The organism is Acidocella aluminiidurans, from assembly GCF_055383125.1.
In genome coordinates this window covers 1,420,476-1,442,615 of record NZ_AP031589.1, presented here as the reverse complement: position 1 = coordinate 1,442,615, position 22,140 = coordinate 1,420,476, and the positions used below count along the sequence as shown (strand labels likewise).

Sequence of the window (22,140 nt, the reverse complement as noted above, 5' to 3'; positions counted from 1 at the left end):
ACAACCCCATGTCCCATCCTTCTGTCATTCTGCATCTCGGTCTGGGCTCGTTCCACCGGGCGCATCAGGCCGTCTATCTCCAGGCGCTGCACGATCTCGGCGATGCAAGCTGGGTGCTGGCCGGGGCCAATATCCGCGCCGATATGCAGGCGGTGGAAGCCGCTTTGATCGCGCAGAACGGCGTCTATCATGTCGAGACCGTGACCCCGGCGGGGGTGCGCGCCTATCAGGAAATCCGCTCCATCCGCCATGTTATCCCCTGGGAGGAGGGGCTGGCAGGCCTCATCGCCTATGGCGCCCGGCCGGAGGTGAAGATCATCTCCTTCACCGTCACCGAAGCCGGCTATTATCTCACCCCGCAGCATAAGCTGGATCTGAATTTCCCTGATCTGGTCAGTGATCTTGAGCAGGGCACGATGCTGACCATCTATGGCGCGCTCACCGCCATCCTGCATGCGCGCATGGCCGCGGGCTCCGGCAAGGTCACGCTGCTCTCCTGCGATAATCTGCGCAGCAATGGCGAGCGCTTCCATGAGGGCTTCGCGGAATTCCTCTACCGGCGCGGCGATGAGCAGCTGCTCTCCTGGCTGAAGACTCACACCACCACGCCCGCCTGCATGGTGGACCGCATCACCCCGCGCCCGCTGCCGGACGTGGCCGCGCGCGTGCGCGCCGCCTGCGGGGGGGATGATCAATGCCCGGTGATGGGGGAGGATTTCATCCAATGGGTGATCGAGGATGATTTCGCCGCTGGCCGCCCGGCCTGGGAGAAAGTCGGCGCGGAGCTGGTGGCTTCGGTGCAGCCTTATGAGGAGGCGAAAATCCGCCTTCTCAACGCCCAGCATTCCACCATCGCCTGGGCCGGCACGCTGGCCGGCTATCTGTTCATCCATGAAGGCACGCTGGACAAGGACGTGCGCGGCTTCGCCTATGATTACGTCACCAACGACGTGCTGCCGGTGCTCGAGCCCAGCCCGATCAACCTCGCCGCCTACCGGGACAAGGTGCTGGAGCGCTTCTCCAATGCCTATATCCGCGATACCAACCAGCGCGTCGCCGCCGATGGCTATTCCAAAATCCCCGGCTGGGTGACGCCGACCATCCGCCAGCGCTTCGCCGCCGGGGAAGGGATCGAGAGTGTGGCGATGATCCCGGCTTTGTTCTTCCTGTTCCTGCAGGAATGGGCGGCGGGCAGGCTGCCGTTTGAATATCAGGACCAGGCGATGGACGAGGCTGCCGTGCGCGCCATGTTGGACGGCCCGCTGCCGTTGCTCGCCTTCTGCCGTGACACGGTGCTGTTTGGCGATCTGGCCGGGGATGCGCGGCTGGAAGCCGCCATCGGCCGCGCGCATGAGCGTGCCCTGGCCTGGCGCGCCAGCCGGTAATGTATCTCGGGCTGGATCTCGGCACCTCGGCGCTGAAGGCGCTGCTGCTGGCGCCGGATCACCGCGTGGTCGCGCAGGCGGAGCGGGGCTTGAGCGTCTCCACCCCGCATCCGCTCTGGTCCGAGCAGGACCCGGCGGACTGGGAGGCGGCGTTGCTCTCGGCCCTGGACGAGCTGGCCGAACGCGAACCGGCGGCGATGCGCGCCGTGCGCGGCATCGGCCTCTCCGGCCAGATGCATGGCGCGGTGGCGCTGGATGCCGCACACCGCCCGCTGCGCCCGGCGATCCTCTGGAATGATGGCCGCAGCGCCGCCGCATGCGTGGCGTTGGATGAAGCCTGCCCGCACGCCCCCGCACTCACCGGCAACCGCGCCATGCCCGGCTTCACCGCGCCGAAACTGCTCTGGATGGCACGGCATGAGCCGGATCTGTTCGCGCGCATCGCGCTGGTGCTGCTGCCCAAGGATTATCTGCGGCTGTGCCTGACCGGGGCGGCGATGTCGGACATGTCGGACGCCTCCGGCACGTTCTGGCTGGATGTGGGCCGGCGCGACTGGTCGGACGAGCTGCTGGCGGTCTCCGGTATGCGCCGCAAGCAGATGCCGGATCTCGCCGAGGGCAGCGATGTCGCCGGGCGGCTGCGCCCGGCGCTGGCGACGCGCTGGGGCATGGGGGCGGAGGTGATCGTCGCCGGGGGCGGCGGGGATAATGCCGCCAGCGCGGTCGGGATGGGGATTGTGCGGCCGGGGCAGGGATTTCTCTCGCTCGGCACCTCCGGCGTGATTTTCCGCGCCACCGAGGGGTTCGCGCCGAATGCGGAGGCCTGCATCCATGCCTTCTGCCATGCGCTGCCGGGGCGCTGGCATCAGATGTCGGTGATGCTCTCCGCCGCCGCCAGCCTGCGCTGGGTGACGCGCCTGACCGGCCGTGCCGACGAAGCCGCGCTGCTGGCCGAGATCGCAGCGCTGCGACCTGAAGAGTGCGACGCCGCGCCTTTGTTTCTGCCTTATCTGACCGGCGAACGGACACCGCATAATAGCGCTACGGCGCGCGGCGCCTGGCTCGGGCTGGGGCAGGATCACGGCCCCGCCGCGCTCGGCTATGCGGTGCTGGAAGGTGTGGCGTTCGGCCTGCGCGACGGGTTGCTGGCGCTGGGCGAGGGCGCCGGGGCGCAGGGGCTGCTGCTGGTCGGCGGCGGCAGCCGCAGCCCGCTCTGGAACCAGATGCTGGCCGATATCCTCGGCGTGCCGCTGCATCTGGCCGAGGGCGGCGCGGCGGCGGGGGCGCTGGGGGCGGCGCGTCTGGCCTGGCTGGCCGATGGCGGCGCGGAGGAGGAAATCTGCCGCGCGCCGGCGGTGCGGGAGGTTTTCAGCCCCCAGGCCGGGTTGAACATGGCCCGCTATCAGCGCTTCCGCGCCGCCTTCGCGGCATCGGGGCTGTGATGGCCGCCGCCTCCCGCCAGGGCAGCAATGCCATGCAGATCCGCCATTACAATGAGCGGGTGGTGCTGGAGGCGATCCGCCGGCTCGGCCAGGCCTCCAAGGCCGAGATCGCGCGCGGCGCCAATCTCACCCCGCAGGCGGTGGCGGGGATTGTCGATGCGCTGCACAAGGCCGGGTATCTGGTGCAGGCGGGCAAGCGCACCGGGCAGATCGGCCAGCCCTCGGTGCTGTATGAGGCCAATCCGGAGCGGGCCTTTTCCATCGGGCTGCATGTCGGGCGGCGGGCGATCCAGGCGGTGCTGGTGGATCTCTCCGGCAAGGTGCTGTGCCAGGTCGAGCATGAATATCCTTACCCGACGCCGGAGACCGTCTCCGCCCTGGCGCTGGACGCCATCGCCACGTTAGAAGCCTCGCTTGCCTCGCGCCAGCGCGCCCGGCTGCTCGGGGTGGGTGTGACCATGCCCTATTTTCTGGATAACTGGCAGGAGGAGCTGGGCTTCCCCGCCGCGCTGGCGCAAGGCTGGCGGGATTTCAACTTCCCCCGCTTTCTGATGGCGCAGACCCGGCGCGAGGTGTTTTTCGAGAATGACGCCTCCGCCGCCGCCACCGCCCAGCTGGTGCGCGGCCAGGGGATGGCGGAGCGCAATTTCATCTATCTCTATCTCGGCACCATCATCGGCGGCGGGCTGGTGCTGGGCGGCAATCTGGAAACCGGGCCGAACGGCAATGCCGCCGCCTTCAACACTTTTCCCGTTTCCGCCTCCACCCTGCCGGGGGCAGCCCCCCCCGCCGGTCCGTTCGAGCTGCTGCAGCATCGCGCCTCGATCTATGTGCTGCTGCGGCATTTGCGGGCGAATCAGGTGGCGATCGACCGGATCGGCGATCTCGCCGGTCTGGGCGAGGCGGCGCAGCCCTGGCTGGGGCAATGGGAGGCGGATTGCGCGGCGGCGCTGGCGCAGGCGATCATCGGCGCGCTCTCGGTAGTGGATGTCGAGGCGATCGTGATTGACGGGATTTTGCCGCCGGCACCGCTGGCGCGGATCGTGGCGCTGGTGGGCGAGGCGCTGGCGCGGCTGGTGCCGAGCGGGTTGATGATGCCGGTGTTGCGCCAGGGCGGGCTGGGGCCGGATGGTCCTGCCATCGGCGCCGCGCTGCTGCCATTTTATGCCCATTTCGCGCCGAATAATGAGGTTCTGGCGCGCAAATTCAGCGCCGAGGCGAAGCCGCTGCTGGGCTCCGGCCCGGCGGCGGGGTGATGGGAAGGAGAGACGATGTTCCTGGTTTGTGGTGAAGCCCTTTACGATATTTTCCCGCGTGGCGAGGCGGGGGCGGCCTTGCAGATGCAGGCCTATCGCGGCGGCTCACCCTATAATGTGGCGCTCGGCCTGGCGCGGCTGGGGGCGAAGGTGGGGTTTTTCGGCGGCTTCTCCAGCGGGCCGATGGGCCAGAGCCTGCGCGCCGCGCTGGCGGGCGAGGGGGTGGAGATGCGTTTCTCCCCGGACAAGGCGGCGCTGACCACGCTGAGCCTGGTCGAGCTCGATGCGCAGGGCTCGCCGCATTACGCCTTTTATGGGGCGGGCATGGCGGACCGGCTGCTGGAGCCGGCGGATCTGCCGGACGTGCCGGCGCAGGTGCAGGCGCTGCATTTCGGCTCCTTTTCGCTGGTGGTGCAGCCTTGCGGGGCGACGCTGCTGGGCTTTGCCCGCGCCCAGGCGGGGCAGAGGGTGATTTCCTATGATCCGAATGTGCGGCCGACGGTGGAGCCGGATATGGGCGTCTGGCGCGCCAGCCTGGGCGAGTGGCTGCAGGTGGCGGATATGGTGAAGGTCTCGCAGGAGGATCTGGGGCTGCTTTATCCGGGGCAGGACCCGCTGGCGGTGGCGCGCGGCTGGCTGACGCAGCGCCCGGCTTTGGTGGTGGTGACGCGCAGCGAGCACGGGGCGGTGGCCTTTACCAAGGCCGGCGAGATGGCGCTGCCGGCCCCGGCGATTACGATGGTGGATGCGGTGGGGGCGGGGGATGCGTTCCAGGCCGGGCTGCTGGAGGGTCTGGCGGCGGCCGGGCAGCTGAGCCGGGACGGGTTGGAAATTTTGCCGGAGGCGGCGTTGCGGCAGGCGATCGTGACCGGGGCGCTGACCTGTCAGCGCGCCGGGGCGGATTTGCCGCGGCGCGATGAGGTGGCGGCGGCGCTGGCTTAGGGCAATAGCTTCAAAGCGCCCAGGAGGGTCCTGGGTGGTGGCAGCCTGGTTGCCTCCACCCCAGGCGGTTTTGCCGCTTATTTGAAAAAAAGCGGCACCAAAAAACTTTTGCAACTTTAGGCCCGTAGCAGCCCCGCCATTGGCGGTGCGTCCAGGCTGCCGGGGAATATGCGCTCCAGCGCGGCGCCTTGCAGCCCGAACTGCGCCGCCAGCGCGCCCTTGGCCAGGGCGCGTATATCCGCCGTCGGCGCCAGATCACGGTGTTCGAAGAGCTGCGCTTGGCCCAGCCCCGGCCAGGTGGCGCGGATTTTGCCGCCATCCACCCGCCCGCCGATGAGAAACGCCACCGTCGCGGTGCCATGGTCCGTGCCCTTGGTGCCGTTCATCGCCGCGGTGCGGCCGAATTCGGTGGCGACCAGAATCACCGTGCTGCCCCAGGCCGGCCCGAGCGATTGTTTCAGCATGGCGAGCCCGGTATCCAGATTGACCAGCGCCCCCTTCAGCGCCGCCACCTGGTTGCCATGCGTGTCCCAGCCTTCCAGCTCGAAGGCGGCGATGCGCGGCCCGTCCGGCGCGGCCAGCATCTGTCCGGCCTTCTGCGCCAGCAGCGGAAAGCCGTAGACGCGCTTGGCGGTCTTGGTCATCGGCGCCGGATCGTCGGACATTTCCTTGGATTCGGCCTGCTGGATGCGGGCATTGAACTGCATCTCGCGCACGCCCTGGGCCAGGGCGGGGCCGAGCACATGGTCCGGCGCGTTCAACGCCAGGGCCTTCTGCACCAGATCCGGCGGGGCGGCGGCGATGCCGAGCGGCGCATAGGCCCCGACCGGGGCGCGGCCTTCCAGCAGCAGCGGCATCGCCAGCCCCACCGCCAGCCCCTTGGCGACGGGGCCATGCTGGGCCGGCAGCTCCAGCAGAAGCCGATTCAGCCAGCCGGAGCTGATGGAATTGCTCTCGGTGCCCAGCTGCAGCAGGTCCTGCGCCTCGAAATGGCTGCGGGTGCGGTAGGGGCCGGCGATGGCATGCACCGGTAGCGCCTCCCCTTCCTGGTACATCGCGTGCAGATGGGGCAGCGCCGGATTCAGCCCATAGAAGCCGCCGAGATCGAGCATGCCGTCCGGCTGGCCGATGGCGGGCGGGATCAGCCCGGCGCGCAAACCGGCCAGATTGGCGTCGCCATAAGGCGGCAGGGCGGCCATGCCGTCGAGCGCGCCGCGCAGCAGCACCACGATGAAGCGCTGATCCGTCGGCGCGCTGGCCAGGGCCAGGCGGGTCTGCCCGGCAAAGGCGGTGGCGGTGAGGCCGAGCAGGGCGGCGCGGCGGGAGAGGGGCAGATGCGGGATCATCGCCGCAGAAACTCCGGGCTGGTGAAGAGCATGGCCAGAGCCTCGCGCGGGGAGCCGGCCTGCGCCATGGCCTGGAAGGTGGCGGGTTTCCGCAGCTCCCCCAGCGCGGTTGCGGCGATGGCGTGCGGGTCCGCCCCGGCGAGCAGCCCGGCATAGCTATAGGCGGCATCCACCCGGCCCAGCATCAGATCCGGGTCCGCCCAGCTGCCGGCATTGTCCGGCCAGCCATTCGGCAAGGGGGCGGCCCAGAGCGGCTGGCCGAGCTGGGCCAGCATATAGAGCACCGCGCCGGGCTTTGGCGGGGCCGGGGGCGGGGCGGCGCGCAGCAAGGAGATGGTATAGTCGAACGGGGTTTTCACCTTGGCCAGCTTCGGCGCGCGCAGCCCCAGCTCGATCAGCGTGGCATAGGCGCTGGGCAGATGCCCGCCCGAGCGCGCCAGAGACTGGGTGAGGGCGGCCACGGCCTGGGGCGGCGGGTTGTCGGCGATGAAATGGGTGGCGAGGCCGGTGGCGATGCGGTGATAGGCGGTGGGGTAGGTGGCCAGAAATCGCAGCGCTGCGATGCCGCCTTCCTCGCCGTCCGGGAAGTGCTGGCCCATGACAATCTGCGGCCCCGGCTCATGCGCGTTGGGGCGGAATTTATAGCCGGTCAGCTCATCCCCGCCGCCTTCCGCGGTGGTGGCGACCGACCAGCCGGTGAGCAGCTTGGCCATGTTGGTGACATCCGTCTGGCTGTAGCCCGCCTCCAGCCCGACCGTGTGCAGCTCCATACACTCGCGGCCGAGATTTTCGTTCAAGCCCTTGCCGCTGCGCTGGCCGGCGCGGCTGTTGGGGCCGATGGATTGCTGGTTATCGAGATAGAGCAGCATCGCCGGATGGCGTTCCACCGCCAGCACCATATCGGCGAAATGGCCGCTGACATGCGGGCGGATCGCCTCGCGGATGAAGGGGCCGACCAGCGGCGCGGTGTTGCCCTGCAGGATCGAGACGCTGAAATGATTGGCCCAGAACCAGACCAGGCGCTCACGGAAGGGCGCGTCCGTGGTGGCGGCGAAATCGATCTGCGCCAGCGCGTCATCCACGTAAAGCTGGTGCGTGCGCTCTTTGAAAGCGGGTTTGGCCGGCGGGGGCTGGCCGGCGGCTTGCGCGGCGAGGGCCTGACGGCGCAGCATCGCATCCTCGCGCAGCACATCCAGGGCCGCCTGGCCGGTCGGCAGGCTGGCGAAGGCGCCGGCGGCCAAAGCAGGGTCCGGCCCGGTGATCTGCTGGTGTAGCCAGGCCCGCGCATCCGCCGGGGGCGGGGTTTGCGGGCCGCCGCCATAGCCAAAGCGCACCAAGGCGTGCATCGCGAGCTGTTCCATGGCGGCGTTATAGCATCGGCGCTGTTTGAAATTCTGTTACGAAGGGCAACCGAGATGCCGCATTGCGGCAAATACGAATCGCCAAACCCCATTTCAGGTCGAATGTTACGGTTTTTTCATTTGCTTATCCGTTACGAAAGATGCGCCGCTGTGAAAGGAAGAATGGAAATTCGCAGCGTCTGATTTTGGCGATAATAAGGCGCCGAAGCCGTTTTGGGTGGACCTCACGGCTGATGATCAGCTAAAATCCTTGAGATTTTGTGTTTTGCTTCTTTGAAGCGGAATGTCTCCTGACGCCTAGCAGAGGAGGGCCGCATTTGTTGCTCGATAGAATTGATGAAAATACCACAATAAAATCAAAATTTACGGAGCCTCGCCGGCTTCGTCTCGATCGTCTGGACGCCGTGAATCTGCGTACGCGTCTGCCTGATTTCGATCCGATGGCGCTTGAATGCGGCATTTTGCATCTGGGCTGTGGCGCCTTCCATCGCGCCCACCAGGCGTTGGCCACGCAACGCGCCATCGAGGCGCAAGGGCAGGCCGGGCTGGGCTGGGGCATTGCCGCCGCCAGCATGACCCGCGCCACCGTGCCCGAGCAATTGCGCCCGCAGGATGGGCTTTATACCGCGCTGGAACGCAGCGAGGCCGGCACCAAGGCGGAAATCGTCGCTGTGCTGCGCGATATCGTGCATGCGCCGACCGATCCGTTCGGGCTGCCGGCGCGCATCGCGGATCCACGGACGAAAATCGTCACGCTGACGATCACGCCGACCGGCTATCTGCTGGAGCCGAGCAGCGGCCGGCTGATGGATAGCCATAAGGATATCCAGCACGATCTGCTGAAGCCGTTGCGCCCGCGCAGCGCCGTCGGCGCGATTGCGCTGGGGCTGGAGCGGATCTATGCCGAGGGCGGGCGCCCGCCGGTGATCATCAGCTGCGACAATATCGCCGAGAATGGCCGCACGCTGCGCGACGCGGTGGTGAATTTCGCCAGCCTGCGCAGTGGGAGGCTGGCGGACTGGATCGCGCGCAATGTCCGCTTCCCGAATACGATGGTGGACCGCATCGTTCCGACCGCGAGTGCGGCGGATCGTGAGGATGCGCTGAAACTCACAGGCTTTGCCGATGCAGCGCCGGTTTCGATGGAACCGTTTCTGCAATGGGTGATCGAGGATTTCGCCGGCCCGCGTCCGCTCTGGGAAGCCGCCGGGGCGCAGTTCGTCAGCGATGTGGCGCCCTATGAGCTGGCGAAGCTGCGCATGCTCAACGGCGTGCATATGATGCTGGCCTATCTCGGCGGGCTCGCCGGCTACAAGACCATCGCCGATGCGATGGGCGATGCCACCTTCGCGGCGTCGTCCTTGCAATTCATGCAGGCCGAGCAAGGCGCGACGCTGGCGATGCCGGCAGCGAAATTGCAGGATTACGCCTCGGTTTTAATGGCGCGGCTGCGCAATCCCGCGATCCGCCACGAGGTTTCGCGCATCGGCCGCAATGGCTCGACCAAGATGGCGACCCGGCTGTTCCGCCCGCTTCTGGAAAACCGCGCGGCGGGGCGCCCGGCGCCGCTGACCGTGCTGGCCATCGCCGGCTGGATCAGCTGGTTCACCCAGCGCCAGGGGGCGGCGCGGCCTCTGGTGATCACCGATCCGCGCAAGGAGGCGCTGCTGGCGCTGGCGCAGCAAAGCGCGCAGCCACAGGCGCAGGCGCGGCTGTTCCTCAGCCAGGAGGATATTTTCGGCGCCGGTGCGGCGGGCGACGAGGCGTTGGTCGATGAGCTGGCCACCGCCTTGCGGGATCTGCGGGGGCTCTCGGTGCGCGAGGCGCTGCTTCTGCGGCTTCGTCACGAAACCATCACACATTGATCCACGCATGAAAAACCCGGCCAGATGGCCGGGTTTTTCATGATCAGCGGCGCGGTTTTACGCGGCTTGCCGCAATTCCTGCAGATGGGTGACGGCATCGTGCAGCGAGGTGACGATGCGATGCGCGACCTTGCGCATTTCATCGGTGGCGGGCAGCAGATCCGGGATCATGATCACGCGCATCTTCGCGGCCACCGCGGCGCGCACGCCATTATAGGAATCTTCCAGCGCCAGACAGCGATCCGGCGCCACGCCGAGCAGTGAGGCGGCCTTCAGATACGGGTCCGGATTGGGTTTGCCGCGGGTGACGTCATCGCGCGTGACAATTTCTTGAAACCGATGCGCGATGCCGGCCAGTTGCAGATGATGGTCGGTGCGCAGGCGCGAGGAGGAGGTGGCGATGGCGCGCTTGATGCCCTGCCGGTCCAGCTCGTCCAGAATTTCAATCACGCCGGTTTTCAGCTGCATCTTTCCGGCATCGACCAGCTCGCGCAGATGCTGTTCCTGGGTGGCGAAATAGCGTTCCAGCGGGAAATCCGCGCCATATTTTTCGGTGACCAAAGCGCGGCATTTATCCGCCGGCGCGCCGATCATCAGATAGCAGAATTCGTCTTTCATGTCATAGCCCAGCGCCTGACCGGCGGAGACCAGGGCGGCCATGGCGAGGGATTCGGTATCGAGCAGAAGCCCGTCCATATCGAAGATCACGGCCTCGACGGGCGTGGCGAATGTCATTCTTTGTCCTTTCCAAACGATGCACATCTTCAGATGCGATTTGTGCAGAAGCCGTCTGCGGAAATGCCAAATGGCAGCGGCGGGGCGGGGAACGGAGGGTCCCCGCGCGCCTGTGGCTGTGGCGCTGTCCTAGCGTTAGGGGGGGCAAAAAGCAAGATTTGGGGCGATTTTCCTCACCGGTTGGGGGCGGCGCGGCTGGGCGCTTCGTCCCGGCCTGAAAAACAGGGGCTGGACAAGACGTAAAATTTTAAACATTCCTGACGCGCAAGCTGCCGAAATGAGTATTGGAGACTCCCGACCTGGACGTTTTTTTTAACAATTCGGCCGTCATGTTAGTCCCTTGGCCGGCATGATCGATTTGCATGAATTCTGGCAGGCTCGCGTTTCCGGCGTGGAGCTGGAGCAGCGCCAGCTCGCGGCTCTGGCGCGCTATGCGGTGATGGATGCGCCGGCGCCGGCGCCGTTCGAGCGGTTCGCCCGGCTCGCGGCGCAAGGGCTTGGCGTGCAGGCCGGGATGCTGCGCTTCCAGGATGGTCAGCGCGTCTGGAGCGGCGGCGGCGCGGCGGCGGCGGGCTGGACGCAAGCGGAACTGGCGCTCTGCCAGGACGCCATCCGCCAGGAAGACGGTTTTGTGATCCAGGATGCCGGCCCGTCTCTGCCCTTCCGCTTTTATGCCGGCATCCCGGTCATCACGCCGCAGGGGCATCGCATCGGCATGCTATGCGTGCGCGATGCCACCCCTGGGCGCCGGTTCGCCGAGGCTGAGCGTGGCTTCCTGCGCGACCTCGCGGGCGCGGTGATCACCGAGCTGGAGGTGCGCCGGCTGCAGCGCGAACAGATTGCCGCCTCGGCGGACACGGCCTTCTGGAACTGCCTGTCCTCGGGCATCGCCGGGGCGCCGGATTTTGACGCGGCTTTGGATCAGGCGCTGGCTTATTGCGCCGAACGGATGGGGGCGGCGATCTGCATGCTGATGGCGCTGCATCCGGCGGCGGCGCAGATCGAATATGTGAAATCCTATTTTCAGCCGGAAAGCGGCCTGGCGGCGGCGGAGATGACCCCCTGGTTCGGGCGCATGCCGTTCAACCTGTTCAGCTTTGGCAGCCAGCTGGCGCAGGGCCAGGTGGCGGATACCGGGCCGCTGAGCCCGGCGGACGATCTGCGCCACTATCCCCGGCTGGAGGAGCTGGTGGGCGCTGGCCTGCGCCGGCAGATCATGCATCCGTTCGACCTCGCGGCGTGGCGCTTTGGCCTGGTGCTGGGCTTCGAGCGGCCGGACGTGCCGGCCGGGATGCATGGGCTGATTCTGGAATTCATCACCCGGCTGACGCCCTTGCTGCTGGGGCGCCAGCGCGAGGATGCGCTGGCCCGCGCCAACCGGGCGCTGCGCACCATTCACGCCTCCACCGAGGCCTTCGAGCAGGCGAAGCGTCCGCGTGCCTTGTTCGCCGCCGCCTGCCGGTTGGGGGTGGAGGTTGGCGGCTATCAGGGCGCCTGGATCGGGCTGGCCCGGCAGGATCAGGCGCGGCGCATTCAGGTCGTCGCGCATCATGGCGCGGTAGAGGCTTATACCGCCCGGCTTAATCTGTCCTGGGCGGACGTGCCTACGGGCCAAGGCCCAGCCGGGCGCGCCCTGCGCGACGCCCGGATGGCCGTGGTGCATGATGTCGCCCGCGAACCGAGCTTCGCGCCCTGGCGCGAGCAGGCGCTGGCGAACGGGTTTCGCGCCGTCATCGCGCTGCCGTTCGGGCCGCCGCAGACGCCCCCCGAAGCCGTGTTCGTACTCTATTCCGCCACCCCGATGGCCTTCGGCGACGAGGAGCAGATCCTGCTCAGCGAGCTGACCGCCAATCTCGGCAAGGCGCTGGAGACGATCAAGACCCGGCGGGAGCGCGATGTCGCCGTCATCGCCCGCTCGGAGAGCGAGACCCGGCTGGAGCGGCTGCTGCAAGCCAGCGGCGTGGTGCTCTACGAGCTGGCGGTGACCGGCGAGGAGGTGACGCCGCTGGGGGTGAGCCCGAATATCCAGGACATGCTGGGCTACGCGCCGGCCGATGCCTGCAGCCAGGATTGGTGGCGCAGCCGGATTCATCCGGAGGATCGCCCCCAGCTGGCGGATGCCATGCGGTGTGTGCAGGAAAAAGGCCAGTGCACGCTTCGCTACCAGATCCGCCATCGCGATGGCAGCTATCGCTGGATCCGCGACGAGATGACGCTGCGCCGGGTGGGAGGGGCGGCGCATTTCCGCATCGTCGGCGCCTGGATCGACATCACCGAGCGGCGCACGGCGGAAGAGAAGATCTATCAGCTTGCCCATCTCGACCCGCTGACCGAACTGCCGAACCGCCGGCTGCTGAATGAGCGGCTGGGCGAGGCGCTGGCCGAGATGCGGCGCAACGGCAGCCAGGGTGCGCTGCTGTTCATCGATCTCGACCGGTTCAAGGTGATCAACGACATGCTCGGCCATGCCGCCGGGGATGAGGTGATCCGCGAGGTGGCGGTGCGGCTGAAGCTGGTGCTGCGCGCCCGCGACACGGTGGCGCGCGTCGGCGGCGATGAATTCGTGGTGCTGCTGACCGAGGCCGGCGCCACTGGCGAGGCGGCGGCCCAGCATGCCGGCATCGTCGCGCGCAAGATCAAGGATGCGCTGGCCAGCCAGCCTTTCATGCTGGGCGAGCGGGAATATCATCTGGGCGCCAGCATCGGCTTCACCATCTTCCCCAAGCCCGACGATACGCTGGATGCGCTGATCCGCGAGGCGGACACGGCGATGTATCAGGCCAAGACCGGCGATGCCGAGGTGGTGATGTTCCAGCCTGCGATGTATCAGTCGCTGATGGCGCGGCATGCGGTGGAGGATGAGATCCGCGGCGCGCTGAAGGCCGGGCGTTTCGAGATCTGGCTGCAGGACCAGGTGGACGAGGACGGGCTGGCGGTGAGCACCGAGGCGCTGATCCGGCTGCGCGGGCAGGATGGGCGGATCATCTCGCCGGCACAGTTCATCAGCGTCGCGGAAAGCTCCGGCCTGATCGTGCCGCTGGGGCGCTGGGTGCTGCGTGAATCCTGCAGCCTGCTGGCGCGGGTGAAGGCGTATCGTCCGCTCACCCGGCTCGCGGTGAATGTCAGCCCCCGGCAATTCCGCGATCCGGCTTTTGTCAGCCATGTGCTGGATGCGATCGAGAATTCCGGCATCGCGCCCGACCGGCTGACGTTGGAGATCACCGAAAATCTGCTGGTGAAGGATGTGCTGGAGATCGGCGCGATCATGCGCAGCCTGGCCGCGCATGGGGTGCGGTTTTCAGTGGATGATTTCGGCACCGGCTATTCAAGCCTGCATTATCTGCAGCAGCTGCCGATCCATGAGATCAAGATCGATAAGGGATTTGTCGGCCAGGTGCCGGAGGATGCGTCTTCCGTGGCCATCGTCGAGGTGATTTTGGCGATGGGTGGCAGGCTGGGGCTGGATGTGGTGGCGGAAGGGGTGGAGACGCCCGAGCAGGTGAGCTTCCTGCGCCGCCATGGCTGCGCGCGCATGCAGGGCTATCTGTTCAGCCGGCCGATCCCGGCGAGGGAGTGGCTGGAGAAGATTTACGGTGTGTCGGTAGGTTGAGAGTTTTTTTGACGAGTCCTTTTAAAAATCCGCTGCAAAACGGATAAAAATTCGTGGGGGTGTCGGGGCTTTTTGCAAAAAGCCCCGACATGATCGCCGCTTTCTTTGAAAAAGCGGCACCAAAAACTGATTAATTTTTCAAACGAAAAAACTGGGCGTGTTCCGCGCGCCAATGTGAACGGCCCATGGGCTAGAGCGATATGTGTTGAGGTTGACGCGGCAGCGGCAACTTAAACACATGAAATTGCTCGCCAAACCGAAAGCTAGAGCCTTCAGCTAAAAGCTGAAGGCTCTAAGAGGCCAAGGCGGCAAAGCCGCCGGATATGGCTGGCTCGGCTCGGCCTCTCGCTGGCGCCCGGCCGCCGGCCGGCCTTGCCCCCGCATTGCCGATCCGGAACTGGCCTATGAGCTTGGCCAGCGTCTCGGCTTCCTGCGTCAGGCCATGGCTGGCGGCGCTTGCTTCCTCCACCATCGCGGCGTTTTTCTGGGTCACCTGATCCAGATCGTTTATGGCGCTGTTGATCTGGCCGAGCCCGGAGGACTGTTCTTGCGCCGAGGCGGCGATGTTGACGATCAAGCCGTTCAGCCTTGAGACTTGTTTGGCGATACTCTCCAACGCGCTGCCGGTCTCGTTCACCAGCCGTACCCCGGTTTCCACTTGCTGGCCGGAGGTGGAAATCAACGCTTTGATTTCCTTCGCCGCGTCGGCGGAGCGCTGGGCCAGGGCGCGCACCTCCGTGGCGACCACGGCGAAGCCCCGCCCGGCATCGCCGGCACGCGCCGCCTCGACTCCCGCATTCAAGGCCAGCAGATTGGTCTGGAACGCAATCTCGTCGATCACGCCGATGATATTGCTGATCTGTTTGGAGGAGGTTTCGATTCCCGCCATGGCGCTGACGGTTTCGGTCACCACCGTCCGGGAGCGTTCCGCCTCGGCCTGGGCCTTGTCCACAATGTCGCGCGCCGCCTTGGCGCTTCCCGCGGCCTCGCTGACGGTCGTGGTGATCTGATCCAACGCCGCGGCGGTCTCTTCGAGGCTGGCGGCCTGTTGCTCGGTGCGCCGGGCGAGGTCGTCCGAGGCGGCGGAGATTTCGGACGAGCCGTTGCGGACCGCCTGCGTGTTGGTGGCGATTCCGCGCATCGTCGCGTCCAGCTTGTCCAGCGACGCATTGAAATCGAGGCGAACCGGTTCGAATTCCTGGATGAACAGATCATTGATCCGGTAGGTGAGATTATTGGCGGACAATTCCCTTAAGCCGGCCGCGATGCCTTGGACAGCGCGTTCACGCCCGGTGATATCGGTGGCGAATTTGATCACCTTGACCACCTTGCCGTTGAGATCGAAGATCGGGTTGTAAGAGGCCTGGAGCCAAACCTCCTTGCCGCCCTTGCCGATGCGCTTGAATTCCGCGGCGATATAGTCGCCCGCCGCCAGCTTTTGCCAGAATGCCCGGTAATCCGCGGACTGCGCATAATCCGGCTCGACGAGCATACTGTGCTTCCGGCCTTTAATCTCCTCAAGCCGATAGCCGATGGCGTTCAGAAAATGATCGTTGGCGGTGATGATCTGCCCATCGACGGTGAACTCGATCATCGCCTGGGCCCGGGAAATCGCCTCGAATATATTTTTTGTTTCGGCGCTTTTCAGCTTCTCGGCGGTGATGTCGGTCGCCTGCTTGACGATTTTGACGACGGCGCCGCGCCGGTTTTTAACCGGATTGTAAGAGGCTTGCAGCCATACTTCGCGGCCATGCTTGCCGATGCGCTTATATTCGCTGGCTTCATACGCGCCGCGCCGGAGCTTCGCCCAGAATTCCTTATAGTCCTGGCTCTGGGCATAGGCGGGATCGACAAATATGCTGTGATGCCGCCCTTTGATCTCAGCCAATTCGTAACCGATGGCTTTGCAGAAATTTTCGTTGGCGTTCAGTATTTTTCCGCTGATGTCGAACTCGATGATGCCCAGCGAGGCGGACAAAGCGGCCAGCGTGGCCGCTGCTCCCGCGCTACCGAGAAGATTAAAAATGGACATTAGGCGCAGCTTTCCCTCAACGATCAACCTGTCAGAGCTTTGATGATTAAGCTTGCGGAAGGATTAATTTTTTCCGCCATCCGAACAGATTGGCGCAGCTGATCGAAACTATGCCGCCTCTTTCAATGCTCCGTTGTATCTTCTGGACGCTGCCCCAGCGAAGCGATAGCCCGCAGCGCCGGGCCTGCCTTGTCTTCCGCCGCGTCCAGCACCGCCTGGTAATGCGCCAGCAGCGCGGTGCCGGTTGCGGTGAGGCGCGCACCGCCGCCGGTTTTGCCGCCATGCATGGTCTCGATCACTGGCGCTTCCAGCAGCCGGTTCATGTCCTCCAGCAAATCCCAGGCGCGTTTATAGGAGATGCGCTGGGCGCGGGCGGCGGCGCTGATCGAGCCTTGCGCCGCCACCGCCTGCAGCAGGGCGATTTTGCCCGGGCCGAGCCGCAGCCCGTTGGGGAGGTAGATCCGCAGGCTCAGCCGATAGGGTGCCGCCGCCATTCTGTCCGCCTTGTTGCAATCCAGGGACAGAATAGGGCAGGGGCGGTCAGGCTGGCAACGCGTTCAGCCATTCAGCTCCGGCAGCGCCATGCCCTCATAAGCGAGATAAGCGCGCTGCTTGGCGATATGGTCGGTGACGAATTTCGCATCGTGCCAGACGCCCCAGATGAAGGAGGAGCCGCGGCGGGATTGCCAGGGCAGGCCGAGGAAATACAGCCCCGGCTCCGCCGCCACGCCGCGCGCATGGCGGGGCGTGCCGTTGGCGTTGAAGGTATCGAGGTGCAGCCAGCTATAATCCGCCTTGAAGCCGGTGGCCCAGATGATGCTGGTGATGCCGGCCTCGGCCAGATCGAGCGCGCGGATCGGGTGTCGCACGCAGTCCGGGTCCGCGGGGATGAGCTTGGCCTCTTCTTCCAGCGGCAAATCCAGCTTGTTGCGGGCGATATAGGCGTCGGCCTCGTCGAGCAGGGCCAGATAATTGGCGTCGCCCTTGTCGAGAGTCTGTTTGAGATTATCGGCGAAGCGCAGCTTGCCGTCCGTATAGGCTTCGGTGAGGCCGAGCAGGATCATGCCGCGCTGGGCCAGACGGCGGAAATCGACGGTCTCGCCGCCCCGCGCGCCGCTCACCGCGATGGTCACATGCTCGGTGCTGGGCGGGGCTTCGGCGTCCCATTTATTCAGCACCCCAAGCCACCAGCAGAAATCCCGGCCGCGATAGCGCCGGGGCGGGCGGTCATGCGCGCCGACGGAGAGATAGACCTTGCGCCCGGCGCGCTGCAGCTCATCGGCGATCTGCGTGCCCGAGGAGCCGCAGCCCACCACCAGCACCGCGCCCGGCGCCAGCTGGGCGGGGTTGCGATAGGCGCTGGAATGGAGCTGGGTGAGGCCGGGCTGCTCAGGGATCAGCGCCGGATGGACCGGGGTCTGGAAGGCCCCGGTGGCGACGATGATCGCGCGCGCGGCGATGCGCCCCTGGCTGGTCTGCGCGATGAAGCCGGGCGCGTCTTGATTGCGGCGCACCGCCAGAACCTCGACGCCGCAGCGCAGATTTGCGTCGATCTGTTTGGCATAGGCCTCGAAATAATCGGCGACTTCCTCTTTCGGCACGAAGGCGTCCGGGCCGCGACGGGGGAATTCCATGTTCGGAAACCGGTCATGCCAGGCGGGGCCGTTGGCCACCAGCGAGTCCCAGCGCGCACTGCGCCAACGCTCGGCGATGCGTGCGCGCTCCAGCACCAGATAGGGGATGCCAGCCGCCCCCAGATGCTCCGCCGCCGCGATGCCGGCCTGGCCGGCGCCGATCACCAGCACCTCGATCATTTCGTCAGCCATCAAACCAAATCGCCCTCTGCCAGAAAGCCAGGATGCTACACAGGGCCAGGGGAAACGGGCAGAACGATTTTCCTATCCATGGCTTCGACGGAAATGAACCAGAGCCTGTCCTGGTTTCAAAATGGTGAAGCATTGGGCGGGCTGGCGAAAAATTGGGCCGGGTTTGGCGGCGGCAAAGCTGGACGGGGGCGGCCGCGCTTTGTAGGGCAGGGGGGATTTTGACCCTGCCAGACTGGAATGCCTCGATGATCCCTGCCCAATTGCCGCGCCTTGTCACCCATAGCGGCAAGTTCCATTGCGACGAGGTGTTCGGCTATGCCGTGCTGCGCCTGGCGTTGGGGCTCTCCCGGCCCGGCGAGGACCATGTTCTGCTGCGTACCCGCAAGCCCGAACTGATCGAGAGCGGGGACATCGTCTTCGATGTCGGCAGCGTTTACGATCCGCAGGCGCAGCGCTTCGACCATCACCAGATCGGCGCGCCGCAGCGCGAGGATGGCACGCCCTATTCCGCCGCCGGGCTGCTCTGGCAGGTTTATGGCGTGCGCGCGGTGGCGGCGTTGCTGCCGGCGGCCGCGCAGGGCTTTGCCGAGGCGATTGCGGCGGAGCTGAATGAGGGGCTGGTGAAGCGGATCGACGAGATCGATAACGGTGTCTCGATGAGCGGGCCGGTGGTGCGCGACAGCCTCGGGCTGGCGGCGCTGATCGGCGATTATAATCCGAGCTGGGACAGCGATGAGGCGAATGGCCCGACCGCCGGCGATGCGGCGTTTCTGCGCGCCGCGGATTTCGCGGCCGGGGCGCTGGCGCTGAAGGTGGAGGCCAAGCGCAGCCGCATGGAGGCGGATGCCCGCGTGCTGGCCGCCTACCAGGCCGGGCCGGATGCAAGGCTGCTGGTGCTGGAGGCCGGCATGCCCTGGAAGAGTGCCGCCTTCGCGCATGAGCTGCCGATTTTGTTCTGCATCTCGCCGGCCTCCAACGGCAATTGGATGATCGATACGATGCCGCCGGAGCCCGGCTCCTTCGCGCAGCGTCTGCCCTTCCCCGAGGGCTGGGCCGGGCTGCAGGGCGAGGCGCTGGCGGCGGTGTGCGGGGTGGAGGATGCGGTGTTCGTGCATGTGCGCCGCTTTGTCGGCGCCGCGAAGAGCCGCGCGGGCGCGCTGGCGATGGCGATGAAGATGCTGGCGCAGGCCCCGGCTGCGGCTGTGGCGGAGAGCCCGGCCGAGGCTTGAAACCGGCGCCGGCGGCCCCAAGCTGAGGCGGATCACGCAAGCCAAGGAGGAGCCGCGATGCGCAGCATGAAACAGGCCGGCGGGCTGGCATTGCCGGCGATGGGGCTGGGCACCTGGCGCATGGGCGAGAGTCCGGCGCGCCGGGGCGAGGAGCTGGCGGCGCTGAAGGCGGCCATCGCCCAGGGCATCACTTTGTTCGATACCGCCGAGATTTACGGTGACGGCGCCGCCGAGACGCTGCTGGGCGAGGCGGTGCAGGGCGAGCGGGAGCGGCTGCTGCTGGTCAGCAAGGTCGCCCCCTCCCATGCCAGCAAGGCGGGCACGATCCGCGCCTGCGAGGCCAGCCTGAAGCGGCTGGGGACGGATTATCTCGATCTCTATCTGCTGCACTGGATCGGCAGCGTGCCGGTGGAGGAGACGATCGAGGCCTTCGCCCGGCTGCAGGAGCAGGGCAAGATCCGGGCCTGGGGCGTGTCGAATTTCGATCTTGAGGATATGCGGGGCCTGCCCGAGGGCTGCGCGGCCAACCAAGTGCTGTACAATCCGCAATCGCGCGGGATCGAGTTCGATCTGCTGCCCTGGTGCCAGGCGCGGGGCATTCCGGTGATGGCCTACACGCCGCTGGGGCAGCATAATAAGGTGCTGGAGAATGCGGCGGTGAAGGCGGTGGCGGCGGCGCATGGGGCAACGCCCGGGCAGGTGGCGCTGGCCTGGGGCCTGCGTCAGGAGGGGGTGGTGAGCATTCCCAAAACCGGCCATGCGGCACGGATCGAGGAAAATCTGGGGGCGCTGAAGCTGCAGCTGACGCCAGAGGATCTGGCCGCCATCGACAAGGCCTTCGCGCCGCCGAAGCGGGCCGTGCCGTTGGCCATGCTATAGCCTAAATTGAGAAAGTTTTTTGAGTTATAGGAACTTTTTTCAAAAAGTCCCTACATCTTCCCGGGCGCCGCCGGCTGCACGCGCAGCGCCGCCCGGGCGCGCATGGCGCCTGGTCAGCACCGCGTCTCAGCCTTGCCGGTAGGTGAGGCTGGCCGGGGCGGGCAGGGCTTGCAGGCTGCGCTGGCGTTTGGCGATGTAGAGCTCGGCATCGGCGGCGGCGAGCAGGGTTTCGACCGGCACAGCCTCGCCGGAGATGACCCCGAAGGTGACGCCGGTGGCATAGCCGCGCGCCTGGCAGGCGGTGGTGAAGGCCTCGCGGATGCGGGCGGCGACGCGGCGCGCCGCGTCCTCATCGTCGCGGATCAGCATCGCGAACTCATCGCCGCCGACCCGGCCGATCAGATCGCCCTTGCGCAGATGCGCGCGGCAGACCTCGCCCAGCACCTGCAGCACCTCGTCCCCGCCGGCATGGCCATGGGTGTCGTTGACGGTTTTGAAGTAATCGACATCGAACACCAGCACCGCGCAGGGCTGTTCCCGCAGCACGCGCTGGGCCAGCTCGAAAAACCGCCGCCGGTTCAACAGCCCGGTGAGATGGTCGGTATGGGCCTGGGTGCGCAGCACGTCCTGACGTGTGGCCAGCACCGCGAACAGGATCAGGAAGGCATCGCAGAATTCATACAGGATCGCCTCGGCCGGGGTGATGTAGAGCCAGAGCTGGGTGGTGGCGGGGCTTGGGAACAGCAGGGCGGAGATGCTGCGCGCGGCATAGAAGGCGGCATGCAGCAGGGCCAGCCCCGCCAGCAGCCAGCGCACCTCCACCCGGGCCGGAATGCGCAGGCTTTCATGCGCGATCGCCACCATGCAGAGGAAGCCGGCCGGGCTGAACACGGCGAGGCGCAGCAGCTCATTATGGGCGAAGACCCGCCAGTCGCTGACCACGCACCAGAAGGCGGCGACCAGCACCGGCCAGAGCACGAGCGGGCGCCCGGGGCGCAGCTGGCGCAGCCCCATCCACATCAGCCAATAGCCGGTCAGAACCAGGGCCGGTCCCAGCCCATAGGCGGCCCAAGGCCAGTATCTCACCCCGACCACCACGCCGGCGATGCCGATGGCGCCGGCCAGATAGGCGCCGCCCCAGTAACGCAGCGTCGCCGAGCGCATGATGATGCTGACGCCCAGCAGCAGAAGGGCGCCGAGCCAGGTCATGAGGTCCAGGATGAGGAACAGGTTGGCGGGCGGCATCGTCGGGGTGAGTTGTTTTGTCCAGAGAATGAGACATATTACGGCCGGTTAATTCAAGCAATCCCAACGACATGACCGTTTTGCTCTCTTTACGCTTTTGATGGAGACCAATTTTTATTCGGTGGTTTAGGTCCTGTCTGCATTCATGGATTCCCTTTGTTTTAGAGTTCTGATTCAAGGCTTGAAGCCTTGAGCAGACGAACACTGACGGACGAGCAATGGAGCCGGATTGAGGGGCATCTTCCTGGGCGTGTTGGCACGCCTGGGCGGAGCGGGGTCGACAACCGGCTGTTTGTTGATGCGATCCTTTGGATGGCTGGTAATGCGGCGCGGTGGCGGGATTTGCCGGAGGTATTTGGCAAATGGACGGCGGTGCATGCGCGTTTCCGGCGCTGGTCTCATGCTGGCGTATGGAAGACGCTTTTCCATGCTCTGGCCGACACGCCGGATTTTGAATACGTCCTGATTGATAGCACCATCTCGAAAGTCCATGCCGATGCGGCAGGGGCAAAAGGGGGGCTGAAATTGCCGCTATCGGCCGTTCACGCGGGGGGCTGACAACCAAGCTGCACGCCGCCGTCGACGCGCTCGGCTTGCCGCTGCGCATCCATCCGACGCCGGGACATCATGGCGATTGCCCGCAGGCGCAAACCCTCCTGAAGGGCTTGCAGGGCGTCGGCCACGTCATCGCCGATGCCGCTTACGACGCCGACCCGCTACGCGCCTTCATTGCCAATGATCTCGGCGCAACCGCCCAGATCAAGCCTAATCCCAGCCGCGCCATCATCCCGCCAATCGATTGGAGGCTCTACAAGGAACGCCATCAGCTCGAGTGCTTCTTCAACAAACTCAAACGCTTCCGAAGGATCGCACTCCGATGCGAGAAAACCATCAAAGCCTTCATGGGGTTCGTGCATCTCGCTTGCGCCATGATCTGGCTACGATGAATGCAGACAGAACCTAGAGCAATATGTGTTTAGGTTGACG

16 protein-coding genes are annotated in these 22,140 nt (G+C 66.1%); 9 read left to right on the top strand and 7 right to left on the bottom strand.

Annotated features, from left to right (window positions below):
• Nucleotides 1-8 precede the first annotated feature (8 nt).
• The 4 genes from dalD to ACZ46S_RS07325 are packed head-to-tail and all read left to right on the top strand — an operon-like array spanning nucleotide 9 to nucleotide 5,025.
• The gene (gene dalD, locus ACZ46S_RS07340; RefSeq protein ID WP_464063955.1) at nucleotides 9-1,385 is read left to right on the top strand and encodes a D-arabinitol 4-dehydrogenase; all 1,377 of its coding nucleotides are present in this window, start codon (nucleotides 9-11) and stop codon (nucleotides 1,383-1,385) included.
• On the top strand, nucleotides 1,385-2,827 hold the full coding sequence (gene xylB, locus ACZ46S_RS07335; protein ID WP_464063954.1) for a xylulokinase: 1,443 nt from the start codon (nucleotides 1,385-1,387) through the stop codon (nucleotides 2,825-2,827). Before dalD ends, xylB begins: the two co-directional genes overlap by 1 nt.
• A complete protein-coding gene (locus tag ACZ46S_RS07330) occupies nucleotides 2,827-4,083 on the top strand; it encodes an ROK family transcriptional regulator (protein ID WP_464063953.1) in 1,257 nt (418 codons plus the stop codon). The genes xylB and ACZ46S_RS07330 overlap by 1 nt, the downstream gene beginning before the upstream one ends.
• Nucleotides 4,084-4,098: 15 nt before the next feature.
• Nucleotides 4,099-5,025 carry a carbohydrate kinase family protein gene (locus ACZ46S_RS07325; protein ID WP_464063952.1) on the top strand — a complete coding sequence of 309 codons (927 nt, stop codon included), beginning with the start codon at nucleotides 4,099-4,101 and terminating at the stop codon, nucleotides 5,023-5,025.
• 116 nt (nucleotides 5,026-5,141) lie between these two features.
• Here ACZ46S_RS07325 and ACZ46S_RS07320 read toward each other — a convergent pair whose 3' ends face one another.
• Both ACZ46S_RS07320 and ACZ46S_RS07315 read right to left on the bottom strand, forming a co-directional pair.
• Nucleotides 5,142-6,371: a DUF1501 domain-containing protein gene (locus ACZ46S_RS07320; protein ID WP_464063951.1), complete on the bottom strand. Its 1,230-nt coding sequence runs from the start codon at nucleotides 6,369-6,371 to the stop codon at nucleotides 5,142-5,144.
• Nucleotides 6,368-7,732: a DUF1800 domain-containing protein gene (locus ACZ46S_RS07315; RefSeq protein ID WP_464063950.1), complete on the bottom strand. Its 1,365-nt coding sequence runs from the start codon at nucleotides 7,730-7,732 to the stop codon at nucleotides 6,368-6,370. Before ACZ46S_RS07315 ends, ACZ46S_RS07320 begins: the two co-directional genes overlap by 4 nt.
• Before the next feature lie 404 nt (nucleotides 7,733-8,136).
• On the opposite strand from ACZ46S_RS07315, the gene ACZ46S_RS07310 reads away from it, so the two are divergent.
• Nucleotides 8,137-9,597: a mannitol dehydrogenase family protein gene (locus ACZ46S_RS07310; protein ID WP_464063949.1), complete on the top strand. Its 1,461-nt coding sequence runs from the start codon at nucleotides 8,137-8,139 to the stop codon at nucleotides 9,595-9,597.
• 57 nt (nucleotides 9,598-9,654) lie between these two features.
• Here ACZ46S_RS07310 and ACZ46S_RS07305 read toward each other — a convergent pair whose 3' ends face one another.
• Nucleotides 9,655-10,332, bottom strand: a complete 678-nt coding sequence (locus tag ACZ46S_RS07305) for an HAD family hydrolase (protein ID WP_464063948.1) — start codon at nucleotides 10,330-10,332, stop codon at nucleotides 9,655-9,657.
• Nucleotides 10,333-10,681: 349 nt separating this feature from the next.
• Here ACZ46S_RS07305 and ACZ46S_RS07300 point away from each other — a divergent pair, with 349 nt between their 5' ends.
• Complete coding sequence (locus ACZ46S_RS07300; protein WP_464063947.1) at nucleotides 10,682-13,942, top strand: EAL domain-containing protein; 3,261 nt, start codon at nucleotides 10,682-10,684, stop codon at nucleotides 13,940-13,942.
• A gap of 292 nt (nucleotides 13,943-14,234) precedes the next feature.
• On the opposite strand, the gene ACZ46S_RS07295 is transcribed toward ACZ46S_RS07300, so the two are convergent.
• From ACZ46S_RS07295 to ACZ46S_RS07285, 3 genes are all read right to left on the bottom strand, one after another.
• On the bottom strand, nucleotides 14,235-15,974 hold the full coding sequence (locus ACZ46S_RS07295; protein WP_464063946.1) for a methyl-accepting chemotaxis protein: 1,740 nt from the start codon (nucleotides 15,972-15,974) through the stop codon (nucleotides 14,235-14,237).
• A 122-nt stretch (nucleotides 15,975-16,096) separates the two neighbouring features.
• Complete coding sequence (locus tag ACZ46S_RS07290) at nucleotides 16,097-16,468, bottom strand: winged helix-turn-helix domain-containing protein (RefSeq protein WP_464063945.1); 372 nt, start codon at nucleotides 16,466-16,468, stop codon at nucleotides 16,097-16,099.
• 63 nt (nucleotides 16,469-16,531) lie between these two features.
• The gene (locus tag ACZ46S_RS07285) at nucleotides 16,532-17,800 is read right to left on the bottom strand and encodes a flavin-containing monooxygenase (protein WP_464063944.1); all 1,269 of its coding nucleotides are present in this window, start codon (nucleotides 17,798-17,800) and stop codon (nucleotides 16,532-16,534) included.
• 245 nt (nucleotides 17,801-18,045) lie between these two features.
• Between ACZ46S_RS07285 and ACZ46S_RS07280 the strand changes: the two genes are divergently transcribed.
• Nucleotides 18,046-19,029 (top strand): MYG1 family protein, encoded by a 984-nt coding sequence (locus ACZ46S_RS07280; RefSeq protein WP_464063943.1) that lies wholly within the window; start codon nucleotides 18,046-18,048, stop codon nucleotides 19,027-19,029.
• Nucleotides 19,030-19,086: 57 nt separating this feature from the next.
• The gene (locus ACZ46S_RS07275) at nucleotides 19,087-19,908 is read left to right on the top strand and encodes an aldo/keto reductase (protein WP_464063942.1); all 822 of its coding nucleotides are present in this window, start codon (nucleotides 19,087-19,089) and stop codon (nucleotides 19,906-19,908) included.
• A 126-nt stretch (nucleotides 19,909-20,034) separates the two neighbouring features.
• Here the strand turns inward: ACZ46S_RS07275 and ACZ46S_RS07270 are convergent, their stop codons facing one another.
• Nucleotides 20,035-21,153, bottom strand: a complete 1,119-nt coding sequence (locus tag ACZ46S_RS07270) for a GGDEF domain-containing protein (protein WP_464063941.1) — start codon at nucleotides 21,151-21,153, stop codon at nucleotides 20,035-20,037.
• A 189-nt stretch (nucleotides 21,154-21,342) separates the two neighbouring features.
• Here ACZ46S_RS07270 and ACZ46S_RS07265 point away from each other — a divergent pair.
• Nucleotides 21,343-22,100, top strand: a protein-coding gene (locus ACZ46S_RS07265; protein ID WP_464062101.1) for an IS5 family transposase whose coding sequence is annotated in 2 segments (ribosomal slippage) — nucleotides 21,343-21,661 and nucleotides 21,661-22,100 — 759 coding nt in all. Because the reading frame shifts where the segments join, the coding sequence is not laid out codon by codon here.
• Nucleotides 22,101-22,140 lie beyond the last annotated feature (40 nt).

Excerpts from the sequence above, each read along its gene's own strand:
- ACZ46S_RS07270 (WP_464063941.1), bottom strand. The coding sequence starts at position 21,153 with ATGCCGCCCGCCAACCTGTTCCTCATCCTGGACCTCATGACCTGGCTC.
- ACZ46S_RS07315 (WP_464063950.1), bottom strand. The coding sequence starts at position 7,732 with ATGGAACAGCTCGCGATGCACGCCTTGGTGCGCTTTGGCTATGGCGGC.
- ACZ46S_RS07285 (WP_464063944.1), bottom strand. The coding sequence starts at position 17,800 with ATGGCTGACGAAATGATCGAGGTGCTGGTGATCGGCGCCGGCCAGGCC.
- xylB (WP_464063954.1), top strand. The coding sequence starts at position 1,385 with ATGTATCTCGGGCTGGATCTCGGCACCTCGGCGCTGAAGGCGCTGCTG.
- ACZ46S_RS07280 (WP_464063943.1), top strand. The coding sequence starts at position 18,046 with ATGATCCCTGCCCAATTGCCGCGCCTTGTCACCCATAGCGGCAAGTTC.
- ACZ46S_RS07300 (WP_464063947.1), top strand. The coding sequence starts at position 10,682 with ATGATCGATTTGCATGAATTCTGGCAGGCTCGCGTTTCCGGCGTGGAG.
- ACZ46S_RS07305 (WP_464063948.1), bottom strand. The coding sequence starts at position 10,332 with ATGACATTCGCCACGCCCGTCGAGGCCGTGATCTTCGATATGGACGGG.
- ACZ46S_RS07295 (WP_464063946.1), bottom strand. The coding sequence starts at position 15,974 with ATGTCCATTTTTAATCTTCTCGGTAGCGCGGGAGCAGCGGCCACGCTG.
- ACZ46S_RS07325 (WP_464063952.1), top strand. The coding sequence starts at position 4,099 with ATGTTCCTGGTTTGTGGTGAAGCCCTTTACGATATTTTCCCGCGTGGC.
- ACZ46S_RS07320 (WP_464063951.1), bottom strand. The coding sequence starts at position 6,371 with ATGATCCCGCATCTGCCCCTCTCCCGCCGCGCCGCCCTGCTCGGCCTC.
- ACZ46S_RS07330 (WP_464063953.1), top strand. The coding sequence starts at position 2,827 with ATGGCCGCCGCCTCCCGCCAGGGCAGCAATGCCATGCAGATCCGCCAT.
- ACZ46S_RS07275 (WP_464063942.1), top strand. The coding sequence starts at position 19,087 with ATGCGCAGCATGAAACAGGCCGGCGGGCTGGCATTGCCGGCGATGGGG.
- dalD (WP_464063955.1), top strand. The coding sequence starts at position 9 with ATGTCCCATCCTTCTGTCATTCTGCATCTCGGTCTGGGCTCGTTCCAC.
- ACZ46S_RS07290 (WP_464063945.1), bottom strand. The coding sequence starts at position 16,468 with ATGGCGGCGGCACCCTATCGGCTGAGCCTGCGGATCTACCTCCCCAAC.